Origin of the sequence: Serratia sp. Ag1 (genome assembly GCF_000743355.1) — a bacterium.
GTDB lineage: Bacteria > Pseudomonadota > Gammaproteobacteria > Enterobacterales > Enterobacteriaceae > Chania.
Genome location: NZ_JQEI01000023.1, coordinates 13,246 through 36,771, shown reverse-complemented (window position 1 = coordinate 36,771; position 23,526 = coordinate 13,246). Strand labels below are relative to the sequence as shown.

General features: G+C 52.7%; 21 protein-coding genes. 14 read left to right on the top strand and 7 right to left on the bottom strand.

The window, feature by feature from the left end:
- The first annotated feature begins 346 nt into the window (after nucleotides 1-346).
- The 4 genes from IV04_RS13500 (at nucleotide 347) to IV04_RS13485 (ending at nucleotide 3,878) form a co-directional block, all read left to right on the top strand.
- Nucleotides 347-2,023, top strand: coding sequence for an alpha-keto acid decarboxylase family protein (locus IV04_RS13500; RefSeq protein WP_037394844.1), 1,677 nt, complete (start codon nucleotides 347-349; stop codon nucleotides 2,021-2,023).
- A 117-nt stretch (nucleotides 2,024-2,140) separates the two neighbouring features.
- Nucleotides 2,141-2,749 carry an SAM-dependent methyltransferase TehB gene (gene tehB, locus IV04_RS13495; RefSeq protein ID WP_037394847.1) on the top strand — a complete coding sequence of 203 codons (609 nt, stop codon included), beginning with the start codon at nucleotides 2,141-2,143 and terminating at the stop codon, nucleotides 2,747-2,749.
- A gap of 85 nt (nucleotides 2,750-2,834) precedes the next feature.
- On the top strand, nucleotides 2,835-3,395 hold the full coding sequence (locus IV04_RS13490) for a GNAT family N-acetyltransferase (RefSeq protein ID WP_037394850.1): 561 nt from the start codon (nucleotides 2,835-2,837) through the stop codon (nucleotides 3,393-3,395).
- 111 nt (nucleotides 3,396-3,506) lie between these two features.
- Nucleotides 3,507-3,878: a VOC family protein gene (locus tag IV04_RS13485; protein WP_037394852.1), complete on the top strand. Its 372-nt coding sequence runs from the start codon at nucleotides 3,507-3,509 to the stop codon at nucleotides 3,876-3,878.
- 83 nt (nucleotides 3,879-3,961) lie between these two features.
- Here the strand turns inward: IV04_RS13485 and IV04_RS13480 are convergent, their stop codons facing one another.
- On the bottom strand, nucleotides 3,962-4,666 hold the full coding sequence (locus tag IV04_RS13480; protein ID WP_037394855.1) for a MurR/RpiR family transcriptional regulator: 705 nt from the start codon (nucleotides 4,664-4,666) through the stop codon (nucleotides 3,962-3,964).
- Nucleotides 4,667-5,036: 370 nt separating this feature from the next.
- Here IV04_RS13480 and IV04_RS13470 point away from each other — a divergent pair, with 370 nt between their 5' ends.
- The 4 genes from IV04_RS13470 (at nucleotide 5,037) to IV04_RS13455 (ending at nucleotide 10,359) form a co-directional block, all read left to right on the top strand.
- Nucleotides 5,037-5,825 (top strand): SDR family oxidoreductase, encoded by a 789-nt coding sequence (locus IV04_RS13470; RefSeq protein WP_037394861.1) that lies wholly within the window; start codon nucleotides 5,037-5,039, stop codon nucleotides 5,823-5,825.
- A 21-nt stretch (nucleotides 5,826-5,846) separates the two neighbouring features.
- Nucleotides 5,847-7,319 carry an FAD-binding oxidoreductase gene (locus tag IV04_RS13465; RefSeq protein ID WP_152562879.1) on the top strand — a complete coding sequence of 491 codons (1,473 nt, stop codon included), beginning with the start codon at nucleotides 5,847-5,849 and terminating at the stop codon, nucleotides 7,317-7,319.
- 143 nt (nucleotides 7,320-7,462) lie between these two features.
- Nucleotides 7,463-8,902: an FGGY-family carbohydrate kinase gene (locus IV04_RS13460; RefSeq protein ID WP_051916798.1), complete on the top strand. Its 1,440-nt coding sequence runs from the start codon at nucleotides 7,463-7,465 to the stop codon at nucleotides 8,900-8,902.
- 125 nt (nucleotides 8,903-9,027) lie between these two features.
- Nucleotides 9,028-10,359: a nitrate/nitrite transporter gene (locus tag IV04_RS13455; protein ID WP_072010888.1), complete on the top strand. Its 1,332-nt coding sequence runs from the start codon at nucleotides 9,028-9,030 to the stop codon at nucleotides 10,357-10,359.
- A gap of 213 nt (nucleotides 10,360-10,572) precedes the next feature.
- Here the strand turns inward: IV04_RS13455 and IV04_RS13450 are convergent, their stop codons facing one another.
- The 3 genes from IV04_RS13450 to IV04_RS13440 form a co-directional block, all read right to left on the bottom strand.
- Nucleotides 10,573-11,745 carry a cupin domain-containing protein gene (locus IV04_RS13450; protein WP_051916797.1) on the bottom strand — a complete coding sequence of 391 codons (1,173 nt, stop codon included), beginning with the start codon at nucleotides 11,743-11,745 and terminating at the stop codon, nucleotides 10,573-10,575.
- Between the two features lie 159 nt (nucleotides 11,746-11,904).
- Nucleotides 11,905-12,333 (bottom strand): glutaredoxin-dependent arsenate reductase, encoded by a 429-nt coding sequence (arsC, locus tag IV04_RS13445; RefSeq protein ID WP_037394867.1) that lies wholly within the window; start codon nucleotides 12,331-12,333, stop codon nucleotides 11,905-11,907.
- A gap of 60 nt (nucleotides 12,334-12,393) precedes the next feature.
- The gene (locus IV04_RS13440) at nucleotides 12,394-14,034 is read right to left on the bottom strand and encodes an FGGY-family carbohydrate kinase (protein ID WP_051916796.1); all 1,641 of its coding nucleotides are present in this window, start codon (nucleotides 14,032-14,034) and stop codon (nucleotides 12,394-12,396) included.
- A gap of 114 nt (nucleotides 14,035-14,148) precedes the next feature.
- Here IV04_RS13440 and IV04_RS13435 point away from each other — a divergent pair, with 114 nt between their 5' ends.
- The gene (locus tag IV04_RS13435; protein ID WP_037394969.1) at nucleotides 14,149-15,165 is read left to right on the top strand and encodes a LacI family DNA-binding transcriptional regulator; all 1,017 of its coding nucleotides are present in this window, start codon (nucleotides 14,149-14,151) and stop codon (nucleotides 15,163-15,165) included.
- 30 nt (nucleotides 15,166-15,195) lie between these two features.
- Here IV04_RS13435 and IV04_RS13430 read toward each other — a convergent pair whose 3' ends face one another.
- The 3 genes from IV04_RS13430 to IV04_RS13420 form a co-directional block, all read right to left on the bottom strand.
- On the bottom strand, nucleotides 15,196-16,560 hold the full coding sequence (locus tag IV04_RS13430) for an MFS transporter (protein WP_037394870.1): 1,365 nt from the start codon (nucleotides 16,558-16,560) through the stop codon (nucleotides 15,196-15,198).
- A 127-nt stretch (nucleotides 16,561-16,687) separates the two neighbouring features.
- Complete coding sequence (locus IV04_RS13425; RefSeq protein WP_051916795.1) at nucleotides 16,688-18,160, bottom strand: 2-hydroxymuconic semialdehyde dehydrogenase; 1,473 nt, start codon at nucleotides 18,158-18,160, stop codon at nucleotides 16,688-16,690.
- Nucleotides 18,161-18,310: 150 nt separating this feature from the next.
- A complete protein-coding gene (locus IV04_RS13420; RefSeq protein ID WP_037394871.1) occupies nucleotides 18,311-19,300 on the bottom strand; it encodes a LysR substrate-binding domain-containing protein in 990 nt (329 codons plus the stop codon).
- Nucleotides 19,301-19,512: 212 nt separating this feature from the next.
- Here IV04_RS13420 and IV04_RS13415 point away from each other — a divergent pair, with 212 nt between their 5' ends.
- The 5 genes from IV04_RS13415 to IV04_RS13395 are packed head-to-tail and all read left to right on the top strand — an operon-like array spanning nucleotide 19,513 to nucleotide 23,498.
- A complete protein-coding gene (locus IV04_RS13415; RefSeq protein ID WP_231566225.1) occupies nucleotides 19,513-20,325 on the top strand; it encodes a 2-keto-4-pentenoate hydratase in 813 nt (270 codons plus the stop codon).
- Nucleotides 20,322-21,269 (top strand): acetaldehyde dehydrogenase (acetylating), encoded by a 948-nt coding sequence (locus tag IV04_RS13410; protein WP_037394873.1) that lies wholly within the window; start codon nucleotides 20,322-20,324, stop codon nucleotides 21,267-21,269. Before IV04_RS13415 ends, IV04_RS13410 begins: the two co-directional genes overlap by 4 nt.
- Complete coding sequence (gene dmpG / locus IV04_RS13405; protein ID WP_037394875.1) at nucleotides 21,266-22,303, top strand: 4-hydroxy-2-oxovalerate aldolase; 1,038 nt, start codon at nucleotides 21,266-21,268, stop codon at nucleotides 22,301-22,303. Before IV04_RS13410 ends, dmpG begins: the two co-directional genes overlap by 4 nt.
- Entirely contained in the window at nucleotides 22,300-23,082 is a 783-nt protein-coding gene (locus tag IV04_RS13400; RefSeq protein WP_037394877.1) for a 2-keto-4-pentenoate hydratase, read from the top strand. The genes dmpG and IV04_RS13400 overlap by 4 nt, the downstream gene beginning before the upstream one ends.
- On the top strand, nucleotides 23,079-23,498 hold the full coding sequence (locus tag IV04_RS13395; protein WP_037394879.1) for a RidA family protein: 420 nt from the start codon (nucleotides 23,079-23,081) through the stop codon (nucleotides 23,496-23,498). The genes IV04_RS13400 and IV04_RS13395 overlap by 4 nt, the downstream gene beginning before the upstream one ends.
- Nucleotides 23,499-23,526: the final 28 nt, after the last annotated feature.

The following is a 23,526-nucleotide window of genomic DNA, read 5'->3' as shown; positions in this document are numbered from 1 at the left end:
GGCTCACGTGAGAAATACCGGTTGAGCACCTGCCTCAGTAGACGCTATCTGTCCCAAACCCGGCCATTCTGCAAGTTGTCTCAGAATACCCTCTCAGGAAAAGTGCTCACCGTCTTTATTCGCCCCACCGCCCCCATCTTGCAAAGCGTAAACCCCCGGATACGGCAGGCTCCCGACCAGCAAGCCGGGCAGGCTTGAACAACGCCCTATTTTAACCAACTGTTAACACTGATTCTCAGGCTGTTCTGACTCTCGCATGTTCAACGCCTAAAGGAACAACATCGCCGGTCGATCTCTGCCCTGTTCCTTTAAATAACAAAAAAATTAATGTGAATGTGGAGCCGTAATGAAAATAACCATAGGTGCATTCCTCCTGCAGCAACTGCGTGCCCTGCGCATCAGACATCTCTATGGCGTGCCCGGTGATTACAACCTGGCTCTGCTGGAATTGATTGAGCATGACGCCAGCGTTGAATTTATCGGTAACTGTAATGAGCTGAATGCCGCTTACGCAGCCGATGGCTATGCCCGGCTCAACGGGGCGGGCGCGTTAATCACCACCTACGGGGTGGGCGATCTGGCCGCGCTCTCTGGCATTGCCGGAGCTTATGCGGAATCAGCCCCGGTTATCTGCCTCGCTGGCACACCACCGCTGCACGCCATGAAAAACCGGGCTCTGGTGCATCACTCATTGGCAGACGGCAATTTTGATAATGTCATGAACTGCTTTAAGCAATTCACCGTGGCGCAGGCGCTGATCACCCCGGAAAATGCGGCCAATGAGATCCCGCGCGTATTGTCCACCGGCTGGCAACAGAAAAAACCGGTTTATCTGCAATTGCCTTCCGACATTCACAACTTCGAGATCGAGGTAGACGACTTTCTCCCACTACGTTTACCCTGCAGCGATCCCCAGAAGTTACGCATGGCAGCAGCAGCCTTATTGCAACGCATTCAGCAGGCACAGCGGCCAATGATCCTGATCGACCAGATGGTCGATCGTTTTCGGCTCCAACCACTGGTGCTTGCGGTAGCTCATAAATTTGCCATTCCATTAACCAACATGCCCACGGCAAAATGCGTCATTCCAGAAAGCACGCCGGGCTGGCAAGGGGGCTACAGCGGCGATCTCTCCTCCCCTGCGCTGTTCGAAAAGCTGGCTCAGGCCGACTGCGTGCTCAGCTTTGGCACACGCCTGGTCGATTCCACCACCGGTTATTTCAGCCAGCAAATCCCCATGCAGGCGGTGGTAGACATCCAGCCCTACTCATTGCGACTGGATGGTACTTTATACCCGACGGTGACAACGGCAGATGTGCTGCAAACGCTGCTGGAACTGGCTGAGGAGACAAACGCCCCAGCGCAGGCGGTTCTGCCAAAAGCGCAGCGAAGATTGGCGATTCCCAGCGATACCGCACTCGATCAGGCTTATTTCTGGCAGCGTATCAACCACTTTATTCAGGCGGATGATGTACTGGTGGTTGAGAACGGTACCTCCGGCGCAGCCGTGGGTGCTATGCGTATGCCGGATGGCATAACGGTAGTGAATCAGCCCATTTGGGGATCGATCGGCTACACCTTGCCTGCACTGCTCGGCACCCTGATGGCGGCCCCTGCACGCCGGCAGTTGCTATTTATCGGTGATGGCTCATTCCAATTTACTGCGCAGGAGGTGTCTACCTTGCTGCGTTGCAATCTGAAACCGATTATCTTTCTGATCAATAATGAGGGGTACACCATTGAGCGCTATATCCTTGGCGAGTTATCGTCTTATAACGATATCGGCTCATGGGATTATGCCAAACTGCCAGCCGTGCTGAACCACCAGGCCACGCCGTTCTGTGTAGCGGTTGAGACCAGTCAGCAATTGGAAATGGCGCTGGAACAGGCTTCAAGGCAGGATAGACTGGCCTTTATTGAGGTAAAATTGCCGATGATGGATGCACCATCGGCCATGAAAGAATTTTGCCAGCGCTGCAACCGCTTCAACTTTGGCCAGCACGATCCACAGCCTGGAGCATGATTTCCATAAGGTTCAGTCTCATCTTTTTCATGGAGAGCAGGGTTGGCCAGCAGAAGTCTGGTCAACCCTGCAATAAAGATGTATTTTATATGCAACATATAAAACAGGATGACGACGATGAACCATCAGGCGACAAATCACGCTTTACCGGAAGACTACTACAGCCAAAAGTATTCTCTGACCCCCACCCACTCTGAAGTGATTGCGGCGGCACAACAGATCACGCCCGGCAGGGTTCTGGACCTGGGCTGTGGCAGCGGACGTAACGCACTCTACCTCAATATGAAAGGTTTTGCGGTAACCGCCTGGGATAAGAACCCGCTGGCTGTGGCCCGTTTGAAGCAAATCATCGACAGTGAACAGTTGCACCATATCACCGCCAGCGAGCAGGATCTCAATACCCATCGCTTCAGCGGCCAATACGATTTTATTCTTTCAACCGTGGTGTTCATGTTCCTGCACCCTGAGCAGATCCCGGCAATCGTGCGTAATATGCAAGACAGCACGGTGAAAGGGGGTTACAACCTGATCGTCGCCGCCATGGACACACCGGATTACCCATGCTCAATGCCGTTTCCTTTTACCTTCAAACCCGACGAACTGCGGAATTATTACCAGGATTGGGAAATCATTAAATACAATGAAAACCCCGGCGAACTGCACAAAACGGATGCCGCAGGTCACCGTATCAAGCTGCGCTTTGCAACTTTGCTGGCACGCAAGTAACGCAGCCTCCTTGTCAGGCTTGTGACAAGGAGGGCATAAATGCCAGTAAACGGTACGCCGCATGAGTTTCAAGGAGCAATGACTGATGAAAACAGAGAGAAAACATGCTGTTCCGACGTTAAAAACCCACAGGCTGATATTGCCGCCACTTGAACTATCAGACTCGGAAGATATTCAGCGGCTGTTCCCCCAGTGGGAAATCGTCAAATACATCACCAGTCAAGTCCCTTGGCCTTATCCCGAAGGCGCTGCACGGCAGTTTATCCAAGAGATCGCCTTACCCAGTATGGAGAAAAACTCTGGCTGGTATTGGTCCCTTCGGCTCCAAGAAGATCCTGACCACTTAATTGGCGTTATCAATCTTTGTGACACACCTAATGCCAACCGTGGGTTCTGGCTGACAGCGGCATTTCAGGGTAAGGGATTAATGAGCGAAGCCAGTGAGGCCGTTACCGATTTCTGGTTCAATCAGCTTGATAAACCCGTGTTACGCGTACCCAAAGCGAAAGCCAACCTGGCTTCGAGGCGCATATCAGAACGCAATGGCATGCGCGTAGTTGCCACCCAATGGGCTGATTTTGTTGGTGGTCGTATGGAAACCGAGATTTGGGAGATCACCAAAGACGAGTGGAATCACCGCAGGTAAAATGTACATAATTTGTACTGATTACATGATCCAGATCACTGTATAAACATACATTATTAGTGACAATCCTTGCCAGAAAACAAGTCGATCAAAACCCTAAAGGAAAGTGCCATGAAAACGAATATCGTTGGTTGGTTTGAGATTTATGTTGCCGATATGTCACGTGCTAAAAAATTCTACGAGTCGGTTTTCAACACTCAGCTTGAAAAGATGCCAAGCGAGGAAATGGATTACTGGTTATTCCCTTACCAGGGTGGGAGCGAAGGAGCTGGTGGTGCGCTGGCTAAAATGGACGGCGTTACGCCAGGGCCTGGTGGCACCATGGTGTACTTTATTTGTGAAGATTGCGCCGTAGAAGAGGCGCGAATTGTGCCTAACGGCGGCGAAATCTTGCGCGCCAAGTTTTCTATCGGCGAAAACGGCTTTATTACGATCGCAAAAGACACCGAAGGCAATGTGATCGGTCTGCATTCAATGAAATAAAATATTTGCACTGTAGCAATGCGAGTTGCAGGGATGTTTACTACCTGCAACTTGCAGCATAACGGATATATGCCAACAGCGAACTAACTAGGCGGTTTGAATTTTTGTATAACCTCTTCCAAGAAAATAAAAAACAACGTTCTCGATTTCTCATAGGGTTTAAGCGCACTGTTACCACCGCTATTGGTCAGATAAAAAAGCGTATGCTGTTGTAATTTAGGGAAATAGCGAAACTCTTCAAATAAGAAGATCACCTCTTTGTAATTCAATCCTGAGAGCTCTTCATCAAAAGACTTGAATAATCCCGTGGTAGATAACACCAGTAGCTTCGTGTCCTTACTGTCAGAATTCCTGAGCGTGGTGACTTCATTAGTTGCTAACGAAAAAACATCAGAAAAAATACGCAACCGATAGGCAAAATAATCAGCACAAATAAATGAAGGGCCTAGTCCATAGATAATCAACTTATTGCAGTCTTTTATTTTCATCCAAAATTCATAAGCGAGATGGTCATCAAAATTGGCAACATAGTCTGAGATGCGCTGTAGTTCACTCGATGGCCTTTCTGGGGGGGCATTATTATGCTCGCTGATAATAAATTTTTTATATTGCTTAAAAGATTCAAACCCTAGCTTTCTCACAAATTTGGATATCTTTGAAGTTGAAACATCGAACTGGGTACTGAGCTCGGTAATGGAGATCTTTGAGTTATGCTGAATACACTCTTTGGTACTGTCTAATAGTTTTTTTTCCAAGGTATTCAAATTGTTGTAATCGATTTTTATCATGATTTGTTTCCGATGTTCACCCTAATCATCATCCCGGCCCAATGGTACGAGAAAAACCTCCAGATGAGTACCCCGCTTGCCGAAGATATAACCACCTCTACAGAATTCCCCCTCGGTTACAGCCTTAAAAACCACGTTATGACAAACAAAATATCCATACAATCACATAAATTAAGAATTAAAATCCATTTAAATTAAATTTAATAAAACAAAAGTCCAAATAAATTCAAAAAAACAGCCAATAGGAATTTAATTTAAATAATTTTCCACAAAATGGATCTAAAGCATAGTTTTATGGAAAATAATCGGTATAAATGTTACCCAGGATCAGGGTTAATGAAAGTTAAATGTTAAAAATCATCAGGAAACGATCATGTTGGAAAAAATCACAGACTTCAGTTTGAACCTGTTCTCTTTAAAGGGAAAAACAGCGATTGTCACAGGAGGTAACAGCGGGTTGGGCCAGGCATACAGCGTCGCATTTGCCAAAGCCGGGGCCAATGTAGCGGTGATTGCGATTGCAGACGACGAAGGGGAAACACGGCGTTTAGTGGAAGAGTGCGGAGTGGATTATCAGTTTATTCTTGCTGACATTACCCGTGAAGGAGAACCGCAGCAGGCAATCGACAAAGTAGCCGCACGCTTTGGCCGCATCGACATACTGGTTAACAACGCCGGAATGTGTATTAACGAGCCCGATGTCCTTAAATTTACCCGCGTGCAGTGGGACAAAATGATCGCACTCAACCTGAGTGCCGCATTTGAAATGTCACACGAAGTTGCCAAATATCTGATTCCCCAACGCAGCGGGAAAATTATCAACATCGCCTCCATGTTCTCGTACTTGGGCGGGCAGTGGTCACCGGCATATTCAGCCAGCAAACACGGTATTGTCGGGTTGACCAAAGCCTATTGTGATGAACTGGCACAATTCAACATTCAGGTTACCGCTATTGCACCTGGATATTATGCAACACCATTAACTGAAAAGACACGTTCAGATCCAGAAGCTAATAAACGAGTGCTTTCGCATATTGCGGCTAATCGTTGGGGAAATATTGCCGACCTGATGGGAACAGCGGTCTTTTTGGCTTCCGATGCCTCTAATTATGTTAACGGCTCAGTAATAGCGGTTGATGGTGGCTTTTTAGTGCGTTAATCAATGATGATAAGGGTAATTATGAACAAGCACGAAACATTAGAGCAATTGCGTCATCTGCTGAAAGCCGATCAGATCGTGACCGATCATGCAAAATTATATGATGCAGCAGCCGACAGATATAAAAAATATGCCAAGGCCAAAGAGCAACTTAATGTGCCGCTCCCTACGGCTATTGTGCTGCCAGAAAGTGCCACCGAGGTGGCGGAAATACTTCAATTCTGTAATCAAAACGCCATTAACGTTATCCCGAGAAGTGGCAAAACGGCAACCGAAGGTGGCCTGGAAAACTGGAAAGACAATACCCTGGTGATTGACTCGGCACGCCTGAATAAAATCATCAAAATCGACAGCTACAATATGGAAGCTACGGTGCAAGCGGGGGTTTGCCTGCAAACGCTGGAAGACGAAGCGCGTAAGCAGGGGCTGACAACCGGCCATTCGCCGCAGTCCAAACCGGTTGCACAGTATGGCGGGCTGGTAGCCACGCGCAGTATCGGCCAGTTTTCTACTCTGTACGGCGGGATCGAGGACATGGTGCTCGGCTTGGAGTGCGTCTTCCCTGATGGGCACATCTCGCGCATCAAGAGTGTTGCACGCCGTGCTGGCGGCCCGGACATCCGCCATGTGGTGATTGGTAACGAAGGCACCCTGTGTTTTATCACCGAAGTTACGGTGAAACTGTTCAAGTTCTACCCGGAGAACAACCGCTTTATCGGCCACTTAATCAAAGACGTTGCTTCAGGGATCAAGATCCTGCGTGACGTCATGGTTGCAGGCTACCGCCCTTCCGTAGCACGGGTTTACTCAGAAGAAGATGCCGCGCAGCATTTCTCCGCCTTCCACGAAGGCAAATGCGTTCTGATCTTTATGGTGGAAGGGCCCTCCGGCATCGTGAATGCCACCATTGATGGCATCAATCAGATCATTGCTGAGCATGCGGCCGGGATCTTGAAACCGGTTAAAAGCCAACTGATCGAAAACTGGTTCAACCATCTCAACTGGTCCCAGGCGCGCATTGAGCAAGAAGTCAGCGACATGGTGAATCACAGTCGGCACGACGGCTTCACCACGGAGATCTCCGCAAGCTGGGAAATGATCCCGAAAATCTACGATCGCGTGATCCAGCGTATCCGCTCTGAATTTGAACGGAGTGAAGATCTCACCATGTTGGGCGGGCACTCGTCGCATAGCTATATCAACGGTACCAATATGTACTTTGTTTATAACTACAATATTCATTGCGAACCGAAAGATGAAATGCGCATTTATCACCACCCTATCCAGCGCATTATTGTAGAAGAAACGCTGAAATTGGGCGGGTCCATGTGCCACCACCACGGTATTGGTAAATATCGTAACCAATGGACTGAGCAGGAACATGGCAGTGCCTATTATATTCTGCAAGGGCTGAAGCAGGTTTATGACCCGAAAGGCATCATGAACTTTGGTTGTATTTACCCACAACCTGGCACAGAGCATTTTTTTGAGTAATCTTCACGGATAAATCCCTCAACGAGGAGTCTGTGTAATATCCGACGTGCCTGATGTTGTATTCAACGCTGCTGCAACTCAGGCCGTCTCGACATTTAATCATTCCCTCACTCCACCTAGATCAAAAATAATGGAAGTGAATAATGAAAAAACTATTCATGGGTATTGATAGCGGCTCGCAAAGTACCAAGGTGGGTATTTTCGATCAACAGGGTAATGAAATCTGTTATGGCAGCGATCAATTGCAGAACACCGAAACACCGGCCCCCGGTGTGGTTTACCACCCAGGAGAAGATCTCTGGGAAAGCCTACAGCGAGCGATAGAAAATTGCCTGAATAAATTTACCGGCGATCGCCAGCAGATTGTGGGAATTGGGTTATGTACCATCCGTTGCTGCCGAGTTCTGCTGGGTAAAAACGGTGAGCTGGTTGAACCGGTTATTAGCTGGATGGATATGCGCATGTCGCAACCCTATGTTCACCAGAATGATGCGGTGAAATATGTCACCACCACTTCCGGTTACCTTGGGTTACGCTTAACCGGTGCTTTTAAGGACAGCTGTTCCAATCAGGAAGTTTACTGGCCGATGAATTGGCAAACTCTGCAGTGGGCAGATGACGCCGAAATTCAGCGCCAGGGGCTAACACGCAGCCAACTGTTTGAACTGATCAAACCCGGTGAGAGTTACGGCCCGCTACGTGCAGAACTGGCCGAGCGTTTTGGCCTGAACACGGCTATCCAGGTGTTCGCTACAGGCAATGACAAGGCGGTTGAAGTATTGGGGGCTGGGATCACCGATGCCAATGAAATCATGATCTCGTTAGGGACATTTATTTCAGCCATGCTCTATCGCCATGATTACTACTCTAATGCCGAGAGCTTTTTCCCAACGCTGGCGTGTGAACCGTTTAAATATGTCTATGAATCCACCGGGATCCGGCGTGGTATGTGGACGGTGAGCTGGTTTAAAAATTTAGCCGGGGAAGATATCAGCAAAATTGCCGAGATGGAAAACATCAGTGAGGAAGATGTTTTAAACCGTATTGCCGACTCTATTGCGCCAGGCTCTGAAGGGTTGATTACTATTCTTGACTGGTTGAGCCCGCCGAGCCATCAATTCCGCAAAGGGATTATGCTTGGCTTTGATCAACGACATACTAAGTACCATATTTACCGTTCTATTCTGGAGGCTATTGCCTACACGATAAAAAATAATATAGATGCCATGTTGCAAGAAACCGCATCGAACATAAACAGCATTCGCATTATTGGCGGCGGTGCAAAAAGTGATGTTTTAGTACAGATTATCTGCGATCTGTTTGGTAAAGAGACCTACACGCTAAAAGCTAACAGTTCGGCCTGCCTGGGTGCTGCTATGTGTGCTGCTGTTGGTTTAGGCGTAGTGCAGGATTTTAACCAGGCGAAAAAAGAAATGGTACAGATAAAGAAAAAGTACACACCGAATAACGACAATCATATTTACTATGATGCCATTAATAAGAATGTGTACACAAAAGTCCGTAATTACACGGATCCACTCCTGTCTGAGGCTTATAGCTTCCTTAATAGACAAGCAAGATAAATACATCGCTATCCCCACTCCCGGCCGACGCCGGTATAACACTCAGGTATTAAACAAATACCTGAGTGATGGCGCCTTGCCGTTTGGGAGTCAGAGGGTAACCGACATCATACAGGTAGACAATTATGGAAAATACAATAAAGACAGAGCAAGTAAAGAATAGCACCCGATATATGCAGATCTTGCTGCTGACCGCTGCCGGTGGTGCAATATATCCGATGTTATATTTAAGGCAGATTTATCAGGATACCATGCTGCACGCTTTTAATATTACCAATGTGCAACTCGGTGAACTGTATTCAATCATGGGGCTTTTATTCTTTATCTGTTATACGCCCAGCGGTTGGTTAGCAGACAGAGTAAAACCGATGAAGTTAATTACCCTGTCTCTGCTGGGGACCGGGCTGCTGGGGCTGTGGTACAGCACCTTACCCTCCTACACCGCGCTGCTCATCATTTTTTCTGGCTGGGGCGTAACCACCGGTTTGACCTTCTGGGGAGCGGTGATGAAGCGCATTAAGCTGCTTGCGGCCAAAAATGAAGCCGGGCGATTTTACGGTATTTACGACGGTGGCCGTGGTTTAGTGGAATCGATCCTGGCGAGCATTGCGTTATTTATTTTCTCGGTTACGGTTGGCCCGAATGACAAAAATGTGGTGCAGGGATTGGTCTACGTTATTCACATGTATTCCTGGTTCTGTATTGCGTTGGCCATCGTCTGTTTTGTCTGCATCTGGTTTGAAGGCAATCTGCCGAGTACAACAGAGGAGAAACAGCCTAAAACCAGCCATAAAAACGTTATTAAGGATTTGGGGTTTATCCTGCGGCAACCTGAAGTGTGGCTGATCGCCATCATCATCTCCTCTGGCTATCACTTATTCTGGTCTACCTACAGCTTTTCGGGCTATCTGCAAGCCGGTGGCTGGGGCTTCACCGCCGTGATGGCGGGGACGATTACCACCATCAAACTGTGGTTGCGCCCGATTGGCGGGGTCGCCGGTGGATTCCTGGGGGACAAACTGGGCAATATCAGGGTATTAACCTACGCATTAATACTTAGCGCGCTTGGGCTTGTCGGCCTTATCTGTATCCCTGCAACGCAATTACCTTCAAACGTCGTGATTGGCTTCTGTGTGTTCTTTATTCTGTTCGTCGGCCTACTGACTTACGCAGTACGTGGTCTGTATTGGGCGATTATTGAAAATCTGAAGGTGCCAGAAAACAAACTCGGCCTGGCAATCGGGGTGATTTCTGCGGTGGGCTATTGCCCAGATATCTTTATCCCGTTGATTAACGGCTACATTATGGACTACGCCCCCAACCAGGAAACCGGTTACCAGCTTTATTTTGGTTACACCGTCGTGATGGCATGCTTTGGCATCGTCGCCTGTTTTGTGCTTAAACATCGCGTCACGGCCCAACCACACCATAGGGTGAAACCGGTTATGGCTGAGTAAGTTCCAAAAAACGGCTGCCAAATCACATTAAACCTGTGCATTTGGCAGCCGTTCTTCACAGCGCTATTATACCCAAAATAATTCGAGTTGCTTGTAGGCGGCAACGGAACGAAGCCCCAGGAGCTTACTCAAGTAAGTGACTGGGGTGAGTGACAAATCTGCGTAAGCAGATTTGAACGCTGCTTGCAGCGGCCCCGAAGGGGCGAGGCCCAGTCAGGGCCGAGTAACGCAGCCAACACCCAAGCAACTTGAAGTATGACGGGTATAGTCGTCGAAGAACCAGTACCCCTGATTGATCAGCCCGGTTAACTCGGTAACAAATGCCGGATTATGCAGCGCCTCGCCCAGCTCTTTTTTGCCGAGCATCGTGTAACGGCACAGGGCATCAGCCGCTTTCGGTGCTACCGTTTCCAGCGGTTCGCTATTGATAAAAAAGCCATCGCCAATGCGTAGAACCCGCAACCCACTCAGCCGCGTCAGAACTTCACCACTCATCAGAGCATCAACAATCTCACTCGGCTCATAAGGCGGGTGCGCGGGGGCAATATCCAGTTCATGGCGCGGCGTGGTAGCAAAGCGGCCAAACCACTGCTTAAAATCTTCTGGCTGATTAATCATGTCGATCATCATCCGGCGCAGGCGATCAAGCTCATAATCCTCAACCTTACCCGGGTGTTCGCGGCAGGTTAAATCAGGATCGCTGTAGTGTTCACCGCCGAGATCGTTTTCCAGCGCATAATCAGCGAAGCTGCTGATTAAATCCCGGCCATTGGGGCCACGGAAACCGACCGAGTAGTTAAGTGCGGCTTCGTGAGTAAAACCATCGTGCGGAAAGCCCGGCGGGATATACAGGATATCGCCCGGAGCCAGATCTTCATCGATGATCGGCGTAAACGGCTCCACATGCAGCAGCGCCGGGTGTGGACAAAACTGCTTGAGAGGCAACTTATCGCCCACGCGCCAGCGGCGGCTACCCATTCCCTGAATGATAAAAACATCATACTGATCGATATGTGGCCCGACGCCACCACCTGGCACAGAAAAGGAGATCATCAGATCGTCCAGGCGCCAATCCGGCAACACACGGAACGGGCGCACCAGCTCCGCAGAGGGAGCGTGCCAATGGTTAACCGCCTGAGCCAGCAACGACCAGCCGGTTTCCCCCAGATGATCAAAATGCTCAAACGGCCCGTTACTGGCCTGCCACAGGCCATTTTCCTGGCTGACCAAACGGCTATCAACCTCCGCTTCCATTGCCAAACCCGCCAGCTCATCCGGCGTGATCGGGTCGACAAAGTCTGGCAAGGCATTTTTCAGTACGACCGGTTGTTTCTGCCAGTATTTCTCTAGAAATTCTGGCCAGTTAAGGTTCAGTTGATACGCCATACGTTCACACCTGTGAGAAGACAAACAGCTGTGATTATAAAGAGGCCAATACCTTGGCCGCCTTGTCATGGGTCAATAATATCCCTGCCGTGGCGTACAGTTGGGGATATCTATACCCGTTATACTTCAACGTTGGCTTTCCTCGCTCACCCCAGTCACTTACTGGTCTACGCGTTTCCCCTGAGCATCCACGACTCGCTCGCCATCTTCCTTGGTGAAGGCCGCACGTTGGGCGTCGGGTAAAATATCCAGCACGGCTTCAGAAGGACGGCACAGTTTAGTCCCCAAAGGGGTGACCACTATTGGGCGATTGATCAGAATCGGGTGCTGCAACATAAAATCGATCAGTTGATCGTCGCTAAAAGATTCTTCTGCCAACCCCAACTGTTCAAAAGGCTCAACGTTCTTGCGCAATAGTGCCCGAACCTCAATCCCCATATCCGCGATCAGTTGGACTAACTCCGCCCGGCTTGGCGGTGTCTCCAAGTAATGAATAACCGTGGGTTCAACCCCACTGTTGCGGATTAACTCCAGCGTGTTACGTGACGTGCCACAGGCCGGATTATGATAAATGGTTACCTTACTCATCGCGCTATTCCCCTATTGAAACGCCAACCGGTTATGCCTGCTGGCGTAATAAATAAAAAATTACTGTAATTCATCTCTGATCTGTTTTGCACTGTACTGCAGGCGTTTATACGCTTCGTAGCGCCGGGCATGCAGTTGGCTGAAATGGGCATCTGGCTGATACTGCTTATCCAATACGGCGAAATGTTCCATCGCGTCCTGAACCGATGGTGCAAGTTGAGCTGCAACCGCCCCTAAAATCGCCGCCCCCAGCAAAACCGGTTCGCTGGCTTTGGTCGCCAGCACGGTGTAACCACAGGTATCCGCAATCAGTTGGCGCACGAGCGGGTGTTGCCCGGCACCACCGCTGATCGCAATTTTTTCAATGTTGACCCCCATTTGAGCCTGAGCTTCGATAATCTGCCTCAAGCCATAACCAACGCCACAGAGACCCGCAATATACAATGACAGCAGATTGTCGAGATCGCTTTCCATCCCTAAGCCAACAATGATGGCGCGAGAATGGGGATCGGCAAAAGGGGCGCGGTTGCCGAGGAACTCCGGAACCACATGCATACCGTCTGCGAGTTTGGCCGCTGCAGAGGCCGAAGGCATTCTTTCCAGCGCCAGATTGGCCAGAAACACCGGTAACGACCAACCCGCCATTTTGGCCTGTTCTGTTGCTTCAACCGCCGCCGGGTGGAAAGAGAGCAGCTGTTTGATTGCCGCCCCGGCGGCGCTTTGCCCGCCTTCGTTTAGCCACAAGCCTGGGACCATAGCGGAATAGTAAGGCCCCCAAACGCCAGGCACAAAAGCCGGGGTTGCCGTGGTGGTCATGGTGCATGAAGAGGTGCCAAAAACGTAGGCCAGATTATTGATCGCCCCACTGCCGACGCCGACGGTGCCAATGCCGCCAGCATGTGCATCAATCATCCCGGCGGCAACGGGAGTGCCCGCCGGTAGCCCCATTTGCTCGGCGGCCTGTGCCGTCAGGCCGTTACCGCACGGCGTTCCGGGCTCCACAACCCGTTCCCCAATGCGCCGAAAACCTTCATCGGCAAGTTCCCCCAGCCCGATGGTGTGAAAATAGTCCGGATCCCAACGCTTTTCGTGCGCCAGATAGGTCCATTTACACGTCACCGTACAAACCGAACGCGCCAGATCGCCAGTAGCACGCCAGGTGAGAAAATCCGCGAGATCGAAAAACTGCCAGGCACTGGCGTAAACATCAGGCTTGTTTTCCTTCAGCCAGGCAATTTTGGGCGTTTCCATCTCGGGTGAAATCTTTCCGCCCACATACTTGAGCACCGGGTGCCCGGTGGCATTAATCCGTTCCGCCTGCGGGGTCGCACGGTGATCCATCCACACAATGATGTTGCGATCGGGATCCCCCGACGGCCCCACGGGAAGCGGTTCCCCCCCTTCCCCCAGAACCACCAATGAGCAGGTGGCATCAAAACCTATTCCGGCAACGCTAGAAGGGGCAACCCCCGATAACGCTACCGCGCTTTTTATGCTGTTGCACACCGCGTCCCAGATCTCGCGGCTTGATTGTTCGACAAAATTTTCCGGGCCACGGAACAGGCTAATCTCCTGGCTGGCATGTGCCAACATCTCGCCGGAAAGATCAAACACCCCAGCCCGCGCGCTGCCCGATCCCACATCAACGCCAATCACTACCCGTTCGCCTGAATGATTTCCGTTGTTTTTTTCACTGTTCATAATTCCTCACTTTGTCATCGGCTTTATCGATTGCGCACCAAGCTCAATCGATGGAGCCTAATTGCTACTTTAAAATATTACTGTCAAGATGTAGAAAATTTTGGGGTGCAATTTGTGACTGACTTCAAATCAAAGAAAACAACTATTTACGATCTGGCAGAACTGGCTGGAGCTTCTTCCAGCGCGGTCAGCGCGGTGCTCAATGGCAGCTGGAAAAAGCGGCGGATCAGCGCGCAACTGGCAGAGAAAGTGCTGCAACTTGCTGAGCAACAAGGGTATACGCTAAACCAGCAAGCCAGTCTGCTGCGCCGCCGGAAATCAACCATGATCGGTATGATCGTGCCCAAATATGACAACCGGTATTTTGGTTCGATCGTCGAGCGCTTCGAGTCCATGGCCCGTGAACGCGGCCTGTTCCCGGTGATTACCTGCACCAACCGCGATCCTGAGCTGGAGATCGAAGCGGCACGCACCATGCTTTCTTATCAGGTGAACGGGATCGTCTCAACGGGTGCGACCGCCCCGGACCACATTAGCCAAATCTGCTCTGCCGCTGGCGTACCCACCTTTAACCTGGATTTACCAGGCACCTTGGCCCCTTCGGTGATTACCGATAACTATGCTGGTGCCAAAGAGTTGGCTTTGCGCATTCTGGCAAACGGTGAACAACGGCTGGGGCGCGCGCAACCGCTTATTTTCGTGGGTGGGCGCGGCAGCGATCACAATACCATGGAAAGGCTCAGAGGGTTCCGGAGCGCCCACCAGCAGTGGGGCCTTGAAGTGATCGAGGAAAACATCCTGACCTGCGGCTATTCCCCCGACAAAGCAGAAAAAGTGCTCAGCGATTTCATCGCCAAAGGCGGTAACCTCGACACCGGGCTGTTTGTGAACTCGACGATCTCCCTTGAGGGCGTAATGCGCTGGATGATTTCGGCAGGCTATCGCGGCGCAAAACAGCCAGTGATGGGTTGCTTTGACTGGGATCCGTTCGTGATGCTGTTGGGCCATGACATTGTGATGGTGCAACAGGATGTCAGCAGCATGCTAGATGCACTGTTCGCGCTGATCGATGCCAATGAGAGGGGTAATAAACGTCTTGAAATCGCCCCCCTCTTCCCTGCTACAGAATAGTATCACCCGCCATCGCGGCGGGTGAGGTGTTCAGAGTTTATTCTGCAAATGGGTCAACAAAGGTGCACGCCGCCGCCCACTGTAATATTTCAATATCAGTGCCAGACAGACCAGCCAAGCAGGGATCAGCAACAGGCTGAAAATAGTAGTGGCCGGGAACTGGTAGCGCAGCAGTTCGGCACCGGCCAGCACGCCAGAGATCGCTCCAAAACGCCCTACACCATACATACTGCCCACCCCTGTCGCACGGCAACTGGTGGGGTAGTACGACGCCGCCAGTGAAGCCAGAGCAGACTGCCCACCACCAGAAGCAAAACCCATAAAGAACACCAGCGAGCCCAATATCAGGGTCTGCTCGACATTACCCACCGCCAGCCCGACGCCATAAGCCAACAATCCAGCCAGCAGATAGGTGAAAGCCAGTACCTTATTCGGTTCACGGCGATCCATCACCCAGCCGATCAGGATTGAGCCTATCCCGCCCCCCAATGGAAACAGCGCACTGATGTGGGAAAATTGCTGCACCTCGAGCCCCGCCTCTTTCAGCAGTAGCGGCATCCAACTGACGATCATATAAAACACCAGCATACTCATAAAACAGCTCAGCCAGAGCAGAGCGGTAATAGTACGGTGCGGCGTGGTTAAAATGGCACGAATGGCTGAATGACCATCGCCAATTTTTTCCGCAATCACAAAATGTTCTATCTGCTCCATGCCTTCGCTCTGTACCCGCTGCAGAATGGCGCGGATGCTGGCATTAGGATAGCCCTTAAGCACCATATAGCGCACCGATTCCGGCAGCACCCAAGGCAATATAACGCACAGCACAATCGGTACAACGCCCCCTATCACCAGCACCGAACGCCAGCCAAACGCGGGGATCAGATAGCCTGCCAGCAAACCACCGGCTGCAGCCCCCAGCGGGAAGCCACACAGCATAGCGCTGACGATCATAGTACGGCGTTTGCTGGGGCAATATTCAGACAGCAGCGTGATGGCATTAGGCATCGCAGCCCCTAGCCCCAGCCCTGTGACAAAGCGCAGCGCAGTCAGTGAGCCGACTGATGAAGACCAGGCCGTCGCCAGGCTGAACACCCCAAACAACAACACGGAATAGATCACCGCCGGCTTGCGGCCAATCCGATCCGCCAGCGGCCCAGACAGCAGCGAACCGAAGGCCAACCCGAACAACGCGGCGCTCATGGCCGGGCCAAGTTCTGCTTTTTGCAACCCCCACTCATCCAACAGCGAAGGGGCTACATAGGCAATGGCAGCCATGTCGTAGCCATCCATAAAAATCACTAAAAAGCACAGTAATAGCAGCAACCATTGGAATGGAGAAAACGTGGTGCGATCGATAAAAGCTTCAATATCCAGCGATGTAGGGTTAGGCATGAGGTAACGCTCCTGTCAGCGACCCTGCCATATTTCAAGCTGCCAGTATTCCTGCAACTCGCATTATTTAGGGTCTGGGGCAAGACTCAGCTGGCCGTCAACCACTCTGGCTGCGGCCAGTGGTCAATTATAGTTTTATGCAGATATTGCTGATTTCAGAGTAAAAATCCAGCGAGTGGCGGCCACCTTCGCGCCCCATGCCCGACAGTTTGCTACCGCCAAACGGGGTGCGCAGATCGCGGGCGTACCAGCTGTTGACCCAGACAATCCCGGTATGGATACGGCGTGCCAGACGGTGAGCACGCCCCACCTGGCTGGTCCACAGCGCGCAGGCCAAGCCATACTGGCTGTCGTTAACCCGCGCCAGCACTTCTTCTTCGTCATCGAAAGGCGCGATGTGGCACACTGGCCCGAAGATCTCTTCCCGCACACAGCGCGCATCATCACCTAACCCAGTCCAGATGGTCGGGCGGATCCAGGAACCGTTATCGCGCGTGTCGCCGAACACCGGCACTTCACCGCCAGTGATCACATTAGCGCCTTCGGAACGCGCCAGCGCAAAGTAAGAAAGCACTTTATCCCGATGTTTCTGCGACACTAGCGGGCCAAGATCTACCCCCGGCTCATCGGGATACCCCATCTTCAAGGCTTCGGCCCGCGCCTTCAAGGCTGTGACAAAGCGCTCAAAGATCGGGCGTTCGACATACACCCGTTCAGAGCACAAACACACCTGCCCGGTATTAAAGAATGAAGAACGCGCCACACCCGCTACGGCGGCGTCAAAGTCGGCATCGGCAAACACCACCGCTGCGTTTTTCCCACCCAGTTCGAAAGAGACCTCTTTTACGCCATCTGCCACGGCCTTCATAATCGCGCTACCGGTACGGGATTCACCGGTAAAAGAAACGGCCGCGATCTCAGGTTGGCGGGTCAGGAACTCCCCAGCCGAACCGGGGCCAAAACCGTGGAGCAGGTTAAAGACCCCAGCAGGCAGACCAGCTGCGTGCATCACTTCCGCCAACAGACTGGCAGAAGAGGGCGTTTCTTCCGATGGTTTGCACACCACGGTGTTCCCCATAGCCAATGTGGGCCCGAGTTTCCAGGTCAGCAACAGCAACGGTAAGTTCCAGGGAGAGATAACGGCAACAACGCCAAGGGGTTTGCGTACCGTGTAGTTGAACAGCAGACCACCGTCAGCCTGCGGGGTTTCACAGCATTCACTCACCGAAGTCGCCGCCAGATCGGCAAAGGTTCGGAAGTTGGCAATAGCACGCGGCACGTCCAGCGTACGTGCCAGATTCTCTGGCCGCCCGGTATCAGCCACTTCTGCCGCGACGAAATCATCAAAACGAGCCTCGATCCCGTCGGCGATCCGGTGTAACAGCGCGCTGCGTTCCGGCACGCTCAATTGCCCCCAAGGCCCAGAAAGTGCGGCCTGTGCGGCTTTGACCGCTGCGGCAACCTGGGCCTCACCGGCTTCGGCTACACGCGCAACCAGATGCCCGTCAACCGGGCTGATATTGTCGAACTGCCGGATCCCATCGATAAACTGCCCGTCGATATACAAGGGTAAATCCGGTGCGGATTGGTAAGTTGCCACGGCACTGTTCCTCCTGAGTCACAAATCGGCACGGAGTCACCATTCATTTGCGTCTGAGTGCAACGCCGTTGCAGGTAACCTTCGGCCAAGTATCGTTACGCAGTGTAAGGAGCCGTTGAAATAAGTTGAAAATGAATAAAGTGGGCTTTGCTATTCCATTTGGTTATAGCCGGGCAGGTCAGTATCTTCCTGTACCGCCTGCTTAAGGCATTCGATCAGTTGTCTGCTCGCCGGGGTCAATGGCTTATCTTCGCGGATCGAAAACCCTACTTCTGCCGGTGGCCCCACGTCCCCAAGCGGCAGTTGGATCAGCAGGCCCACGGCAATAAAGCGCCGCGCCGCTGCGGCAGGCATCAATCCAAGGAAAGAGGAATCCACCAGCAGGTTAACGTTGGTCAGCAGCGACAATGATTCGACAATATTTTCCGGGGCCGCCAGCCCAGACTCTTTGAAGAAGTGATCGGCCACCCGTCGAGCGGGTGAATCAAGCGGCGGCAGGATCCATGGCCACTCGGCAAGATGCTGCAGCTGGATATCGGTTTGTTTAGCCAAGGGGTGGTGGCCACCCGCAACCACGCACAGGCTGTTGCGATACAGTGCTCGGTGGCTCAAAGCCATTCTGGCAGTCAGAGGGGCATCAGGCTCCGGCAAGCGCCCCACAACCACATCCAACTCGCCGCTCGCCAAAGCAGGGAACAGATAATCCTGCGGCCCTTCCCGCACCGTTACCAGGATTTTTGGCGCACGTGCTTTCAGCAGCAGGATGGCACGTGGCAGCAAACGGGCGCTGGCAGAGATTTGGGTTCCCACCACCACATGCCCCACCACACCGCCTTTAAAGGTATTCAGCTCATCGGTCAGGTAACGCAGTTCGGCAATCACCGACTTCACCCGCTCCCCCAGCAGCACCCCGCAATCCGTGGGGGTCACGCCACGATTATTACGATCAAACAACACCGTATCCAATTGCTGCTCCAGTTCGCGGATCGCTTTGGTCACCGCAGGCTGGGTCAGATTCAGTTCCCTTGCCGCACGCGCAATCGACTGGTTACGCAATACCCGATCAAAAATCAGCAACGGACGCAGTTTGAGACGATTGAGAATCATGTCGCTAACGCTAAAAGGGGCGCGTTCACTCATTGTCGTTTACTCCAAGATTCATCAGCCCAAGGCGACGCTTGCGGCCACTATGGCATAACTTTAGGGAATAGCAAAAGCCACTTTATTCATTTTCGCTTATTACCAGGCTGGCTAGACTGCCGATATGTCCAGCACCAGGCTATTGCAAATCAGCCAGGAATATCTCCCACGACCACCGCTGGTGATCCGTGGCATACCAACAGGAGATCCATGTGTCAAACCCACTGAAGCCTGAATATCATGAAGCCGCCACTCTGCTCAGGCAGGCAGCCAGCAGCGGCCTGCCATGTGCACCAGTACGCAATCTGATTGGCTCCAACGATATCGATGCCGCCTATGCAGTGCAGCGGTTGAATCACGACGAGCAGCTCAAACAGGGCCGCCGTCTGGTTGGCAGTAAAATCGGTCTGACTTCGCCAGCGGTACAGCGGCAACTGGGCGTCAACCAGCCGGATTTTGGTCGGCTGTTCGCCGACATGGCACTGTGTGACGGGGAAGAAATCACCGCAGGCCGCCTGATACAACCCAAAGTGGAGGCCGAGATCGTGCTGGTGCTTGAGCAAGATCTGCCCCATGAGAAACACACGCTCGCCGATCTGATCCGCGCCACCGCCTATCTGCTGCCCGCCATCGAAATTGTCGACAGTCGCATTACCAATTGGGATATCTCGCTGGCTGATACCATTGCCGATAACGCTTCCTGCGGTCTGTTCGTACTGGGCAACCGCCCGGTACAGTTGAAAGACGTGGATCTGCTCGGTTGTGGCATGGTGCTGGAACGTGCAGGGGAACCTGTTTCGGTTGGCGCGGGTACCGCCTGCCTGGGCAATCCGCTGCTTGCCGCACTCTGGTTGGCGGACACGCTGGCACAGCGGGGAGATGCTCTGCGAGCTGGCGATATTATCCTCACCGGCGCACTGGGCCCGATGGTAGCCGCTAATGCAGGCGAGGTATTCACCGCACGCATTGAGGGCCTTGGCCAAGTCAGTGCCCGCTTCGCGCAACCCACAGGAGGCAAGCAATGAGCCAGCCTACACAGATTTCTGCCGCCATTATCGGTTCAGGTAACATCGGCACCGACCTGATGATCAAGATCCTACGCCACGGTAAACACTTGAAAATGGCAGCGATGGTCGGTATCGATCCGACCTCTGACGGCCTGGCGCGCGCCAACCGGCTCGGCGTGACAACCACCCATGAAGGCATTGACGGGCTGCTGGCCCTGCCCGATTTCGGTGCAATCAAACTGGTGTTCGACGCCACCTCTGCTGGAGCACATGCGCATCATAATCAGTTGCTGCAACAGTTTGGTGTACGGGTAATCGATCTTACCCCAGCGGCCATCGGCCCTTACGTGGTGCCGGTGGTTAATCTGAAAGCTCAAGGTGATGCGCCCAACCTGAACATGGTCACCTGCGGTGGGCAAGCCACCATCCCAATGGTCGCCGCCGTCGCCAGCGTGACCGACGTTTACTACGCCGAAATCGTGGCTTCGATCTCCAGCCGCTCCGCAGGCCCCGGCACCCGCGCCAATATCGATGAATTCACCGAAACCACTTCACAGGCACTGCAAACGGTCGGCGGAGCCCGGCGCGGCAAAGCCATCATTATCCTCAACCCAGCCGAACCACCGTTGATGATGCGCGATACCGTTTTCTGCCTGACACCACATGGCGATCGCCACGCTATCAGCGCCGCAGTGGCGGCCATGGCGGCCAAGGTGCAGGAGTACGTGCCCGGTTATCGGCTGAAGCAGGAAGTACAGTTTGAAGAAATCTCTTCAGCCGATGCACACCTTTATCCCGATCTGGGGCCAGAAGGTGGCCTGAAGGTCTCGATTTTTCTGGAGGTAGAAGGGGCTGCCCACTATCTGCCCGCCTACGCAGGTAATCTCGACATCATGACATCAGCCGCACTGGCCTGTGGTGAGCACATTGCCACCCGTCTGTTGCAACGTCAGGGAGCATGAAGATGAAGAAACTGTCTATTTCCGATGTGACTCTGCGCGATGGCTCCCATGCCGTGCGCCACCGCTATTCGCTGCCGCAGGTGCGGCAGATCGCCAGCGCGCTGGATCGCGCCGGGGTCACGTCGATCGAAGTCGCACATGGCGATGGTTTATCAGGTTCCAGCTTCAACTATGGTTTTGGTGCACACAGCGATGTCGAGTGGATTGCCGCCGCCGCCGAGTCAGTCAGCAACGCCAAAATCGCCACGCTGTTACTGCCAGGCATCGCCACTGTGCATGATTTGCGCCATGCCTACGACGCAGGTGCTCGCGTGGTGCGCATCGCTACCCACTGCACCGAAGCAGATATCTCACGCCAGCATATTGCCTCTGCCCGTCAACTAGGGATGGATACCGTTGGTTTTCTGATGATGTCCCACATGGCTGAACCCCAAAAACTGGCTCAGCAGGCCAAGCTGATGGAATCCTATGGAGCTACCTGTATTTACGTGGTCGACTCCGGCGGGGCTATGTTGATGCAGGACATCCGCGATCGCTTCCGCGCCCTGCGCGAGGTGCTCAACGACAGCACTGAACTCGGTATGCACGCCCACCATAATCTGGCGCTCGGCGTTGCCAACTCCATCGTCGCAGTGGAAGAAGGCTGTGACCGCGTGGATGCCAGCTTGGCTGGCATGGGCGCAGGGGCCGGTAATGCGCCGCTTGAAGTATTTATCGCCACCGCTGAACGCCTGGGTTGGAACCATGGTTGCGATCTGTTGCAACTGATGGATGCCGCCGACGATCTGGTGCGGCCATTGCAGGATCGCCCGGTACGCGTCGATCGCGAAAGCCTGTCGCTAGGCTACGCCGGGGTTTACTCCAGCTTCTTGCGCCACGCCGAGAACGCCGCAGAACGTTATCAGCTCAAAGCTGCCGATATTTTACTGGAAGTTGGCCGCCGTCGCATGGTGGGAGGCCAGGAAGATATGATCGTTGATGTCGCCCTGGATCTGCTGGCGCAACGCAACGGGCAACGGGAGAAAACCGTATGAGCAAAGTCATGGAGTTAACCGCTTTGGCCAACCAATTGGACCAAGCCATGCTGCGCCAGCAGGCCGCCCCTCAGTTAACCGGGCAGGTAGCGCTGGATCTTGCCACCGCCTACCGCGTGCAGGCAGAGGGGATCCGCCTGCGCGAACAGCGTGGTGAACGCCGTGTCGGCCTGAAACTCGGGTTTACCAGCCGTGCAAAAATGCAGCAGATGGGTGTCGATCACCTGATCTGGGGTGAACTGACCGACACCATGCAAATTGAAGAAGGTGGTTCACTGGATCTGAGCGAGCTGATCCACCCACGCGTTGAACCTGAACTTTGCTTTATCACCCGCACAGAGATCAACGGGCCGCTATCTTTGGCCGAAGCTTGTCTGGTGCTGGAAGGAGTTGGCCCGGCGTTGGAGATCATCGACTCCCGCTATCGGGACTTCCGCTTCACCCTGGAAGATGTGGTAGCCGACAACTGTTCATCAGCCAAATTCGTTGTGGGGGCGTTGCAAAACCCACAGCGCGCCATTGATAACCTGGGGGTGGTGATGAACTTTAATGGCCGCCCGGTGCAGGTTGGTAGCTCGGCGGCAATCCTTGGGCATCCGCTGCGTGCACTAGTACAGATCGCCAGCCTGTTACATCAACAAGAGCGTGTCTTGCCTGCAGGATCGGTGATCCTGGCTGGCGCCGCGACCGCCGCCGAAGCACTCTCTCCGGGGCTACACGTCAGCGTTGATATCTCCGGTTTTGGCCGGACAGCATTTCATACCAGAGGTGGACAATGAGCAGCCAGGCAGTAGTGGTTAAAGGGAAAGCGACTCCGCGTGGACGATTCCCGCACGTAAAACGGGCCGGTGATTTTCTGTTTGTCTCTGGCACCAGTTCAAGGCTGCCAGACAACAGTATTGCCGGTGCAGAAGTGGATGCGATGGGAGCCACCCGCCTGGATATCGGTGTGCAGACCCGCGCGGTGCTCGATAATATCCGCGATATTCTGCGTAGCGTCGGTGCCGATCTGAATGATGTGGTCGAGATCGCTGCATATCTGGTCAATATGAACGATTTTGCCGGTTATAACGCGGTATATGCCGAGTATTTTGACTACGACGGCCCGACCCGCACTACTTTAGCGGTGCATCAATTGCCCCACCCGCATTTGTTAATTGAAATCAAGGCGATCGCCTATAAGCCGCAACAATAAGCGGTTTTTATCCTCTGCCCTACACATC

What these genes read in the sequence shown, in the direction of transcription:
- IV04_RS13440 (WP_051916796.1), bottom strand. Translation starts at nt 14,034, where the DNA reads ATGAACAGTGAAAAAAACAACGGAAATCATTCAGGCGAACGGGTAGTG.
- IV04_RS13455 (WP_072010888.1), top strand. Translation starts at nt 9,028, where the DNA reads ATGGAAAATACAATAAAGACAGAGCAAGTAAAGAATAGCACCCGATAT.
- IV04_RS13420 (WP_037394871.1), bottom strand. Translation starts at nt 19,300, where the DNA reads ATGAGTGAACGCGCCCCTTTTAGCGTTAGCGACATGATTCTCAATCGT.
- IV04_RS13395 (WP_037394879.1), top strand. Translation starts at nt 23,079, where the DNA reads ATGAGCAGCCAGGCAGTAGTGGTTAAAGGGAAAGCGACTCCGCGTGGA.
- arsC (WP_037394867.1), bottom strand. Translation starts at nt 12,333, where the DNA reads ATGAGTAAGGTAACCATTTATCATAATCCGGCCTGTGGCACGTCACGT.
- IV04_RS13450 (WP_051916797.1), bottom strand. Translation starts at nt 11,745, where the DNA reads ATGGCGTATCAACTGAACCTTAACTGGCCAGAATTTCTAGAGAAATAC.
- IV04_RS13410 (WP_037394873.1), top strand. Translation starts at nt 20,322, where the DNA reads ATGAGCCAGCCTACACAGATTTCTGCCGCCATTATCGGTTCAGGTAAC.
- tehB (WP_037394847.1), top strand. Translation starts at nt 2,141, where the DNA reads ATGAACCATCAGGCGACAAATCACGCTTTACCGGAAGACTACTACAGC.
- IV04_RS13500 (WP_037394844.1), top strand. Translation starts at nt 347, where the DNA reads ATGAAAATAACCATAGGTGCATTCCTCCTGCAGCAACTGCGTGCCCTG.
- IV04_RS13460 (WP_051916798.1), top strand. Translation starts at nt 7,463, where the DNA reads ATGAAAAAACTATTCATGGGTATTGATAGCGGCTCGCAAAGTACCAAG.
- dmpG (WP_037394875.1), top strand. Translation starts at nt 21,266, where the DNA reads ATGAAGATGAAGAAACTGTCTATTTCCGATGTGACTCTGCGCGATGGC.
- IV04_RS13465 (WP_152562879.1), top strand. Translation starts at nt 5,847, where the DNA reads ATGAACAAGCACGAAACATTAGAGCAATTGCGTCATCTGCTGAAAGCC.
- IV04_RS13485 (WP_037394852.1), top strand. Translation starts at nt 3,507, where the DNA reads ATGAAAACGAATATCGTTGGTTGGTTTGAGATTTATGTTGCCGATATG.
- IV04_RS13490 (WP_037394850.1), top strand. Translation starts at nt 2,835, where the DNA reads ATGAAAACAGAGAGAAAACATGCTGTTCCGACGTTAAAAACCCACAGG.
- IV04_RS13430 (WP_037394870.1), bottom strand. Translation starts at nt 16,560, where the DNA reads ATGCCTAACCCTACATCGCTGGATATTGAAGCTTTTATCGATCGCACC.
- IV04_RS13480 (WP_037394855.1), bottom strand. Translation starts at nt 4,666, where the DNA reads ATGATAAAAATCGATTACAACAATTTGAATACCTTGGAAAAAAAACTA.
- IV04_RS13400 (WP_037394877.1), top strand. Translation starts at nt 22,300, where the DNA reads ATGAGCAAAGTCATGGAGTTAACCGCTTTGGCCAACCAATTGGACCAA.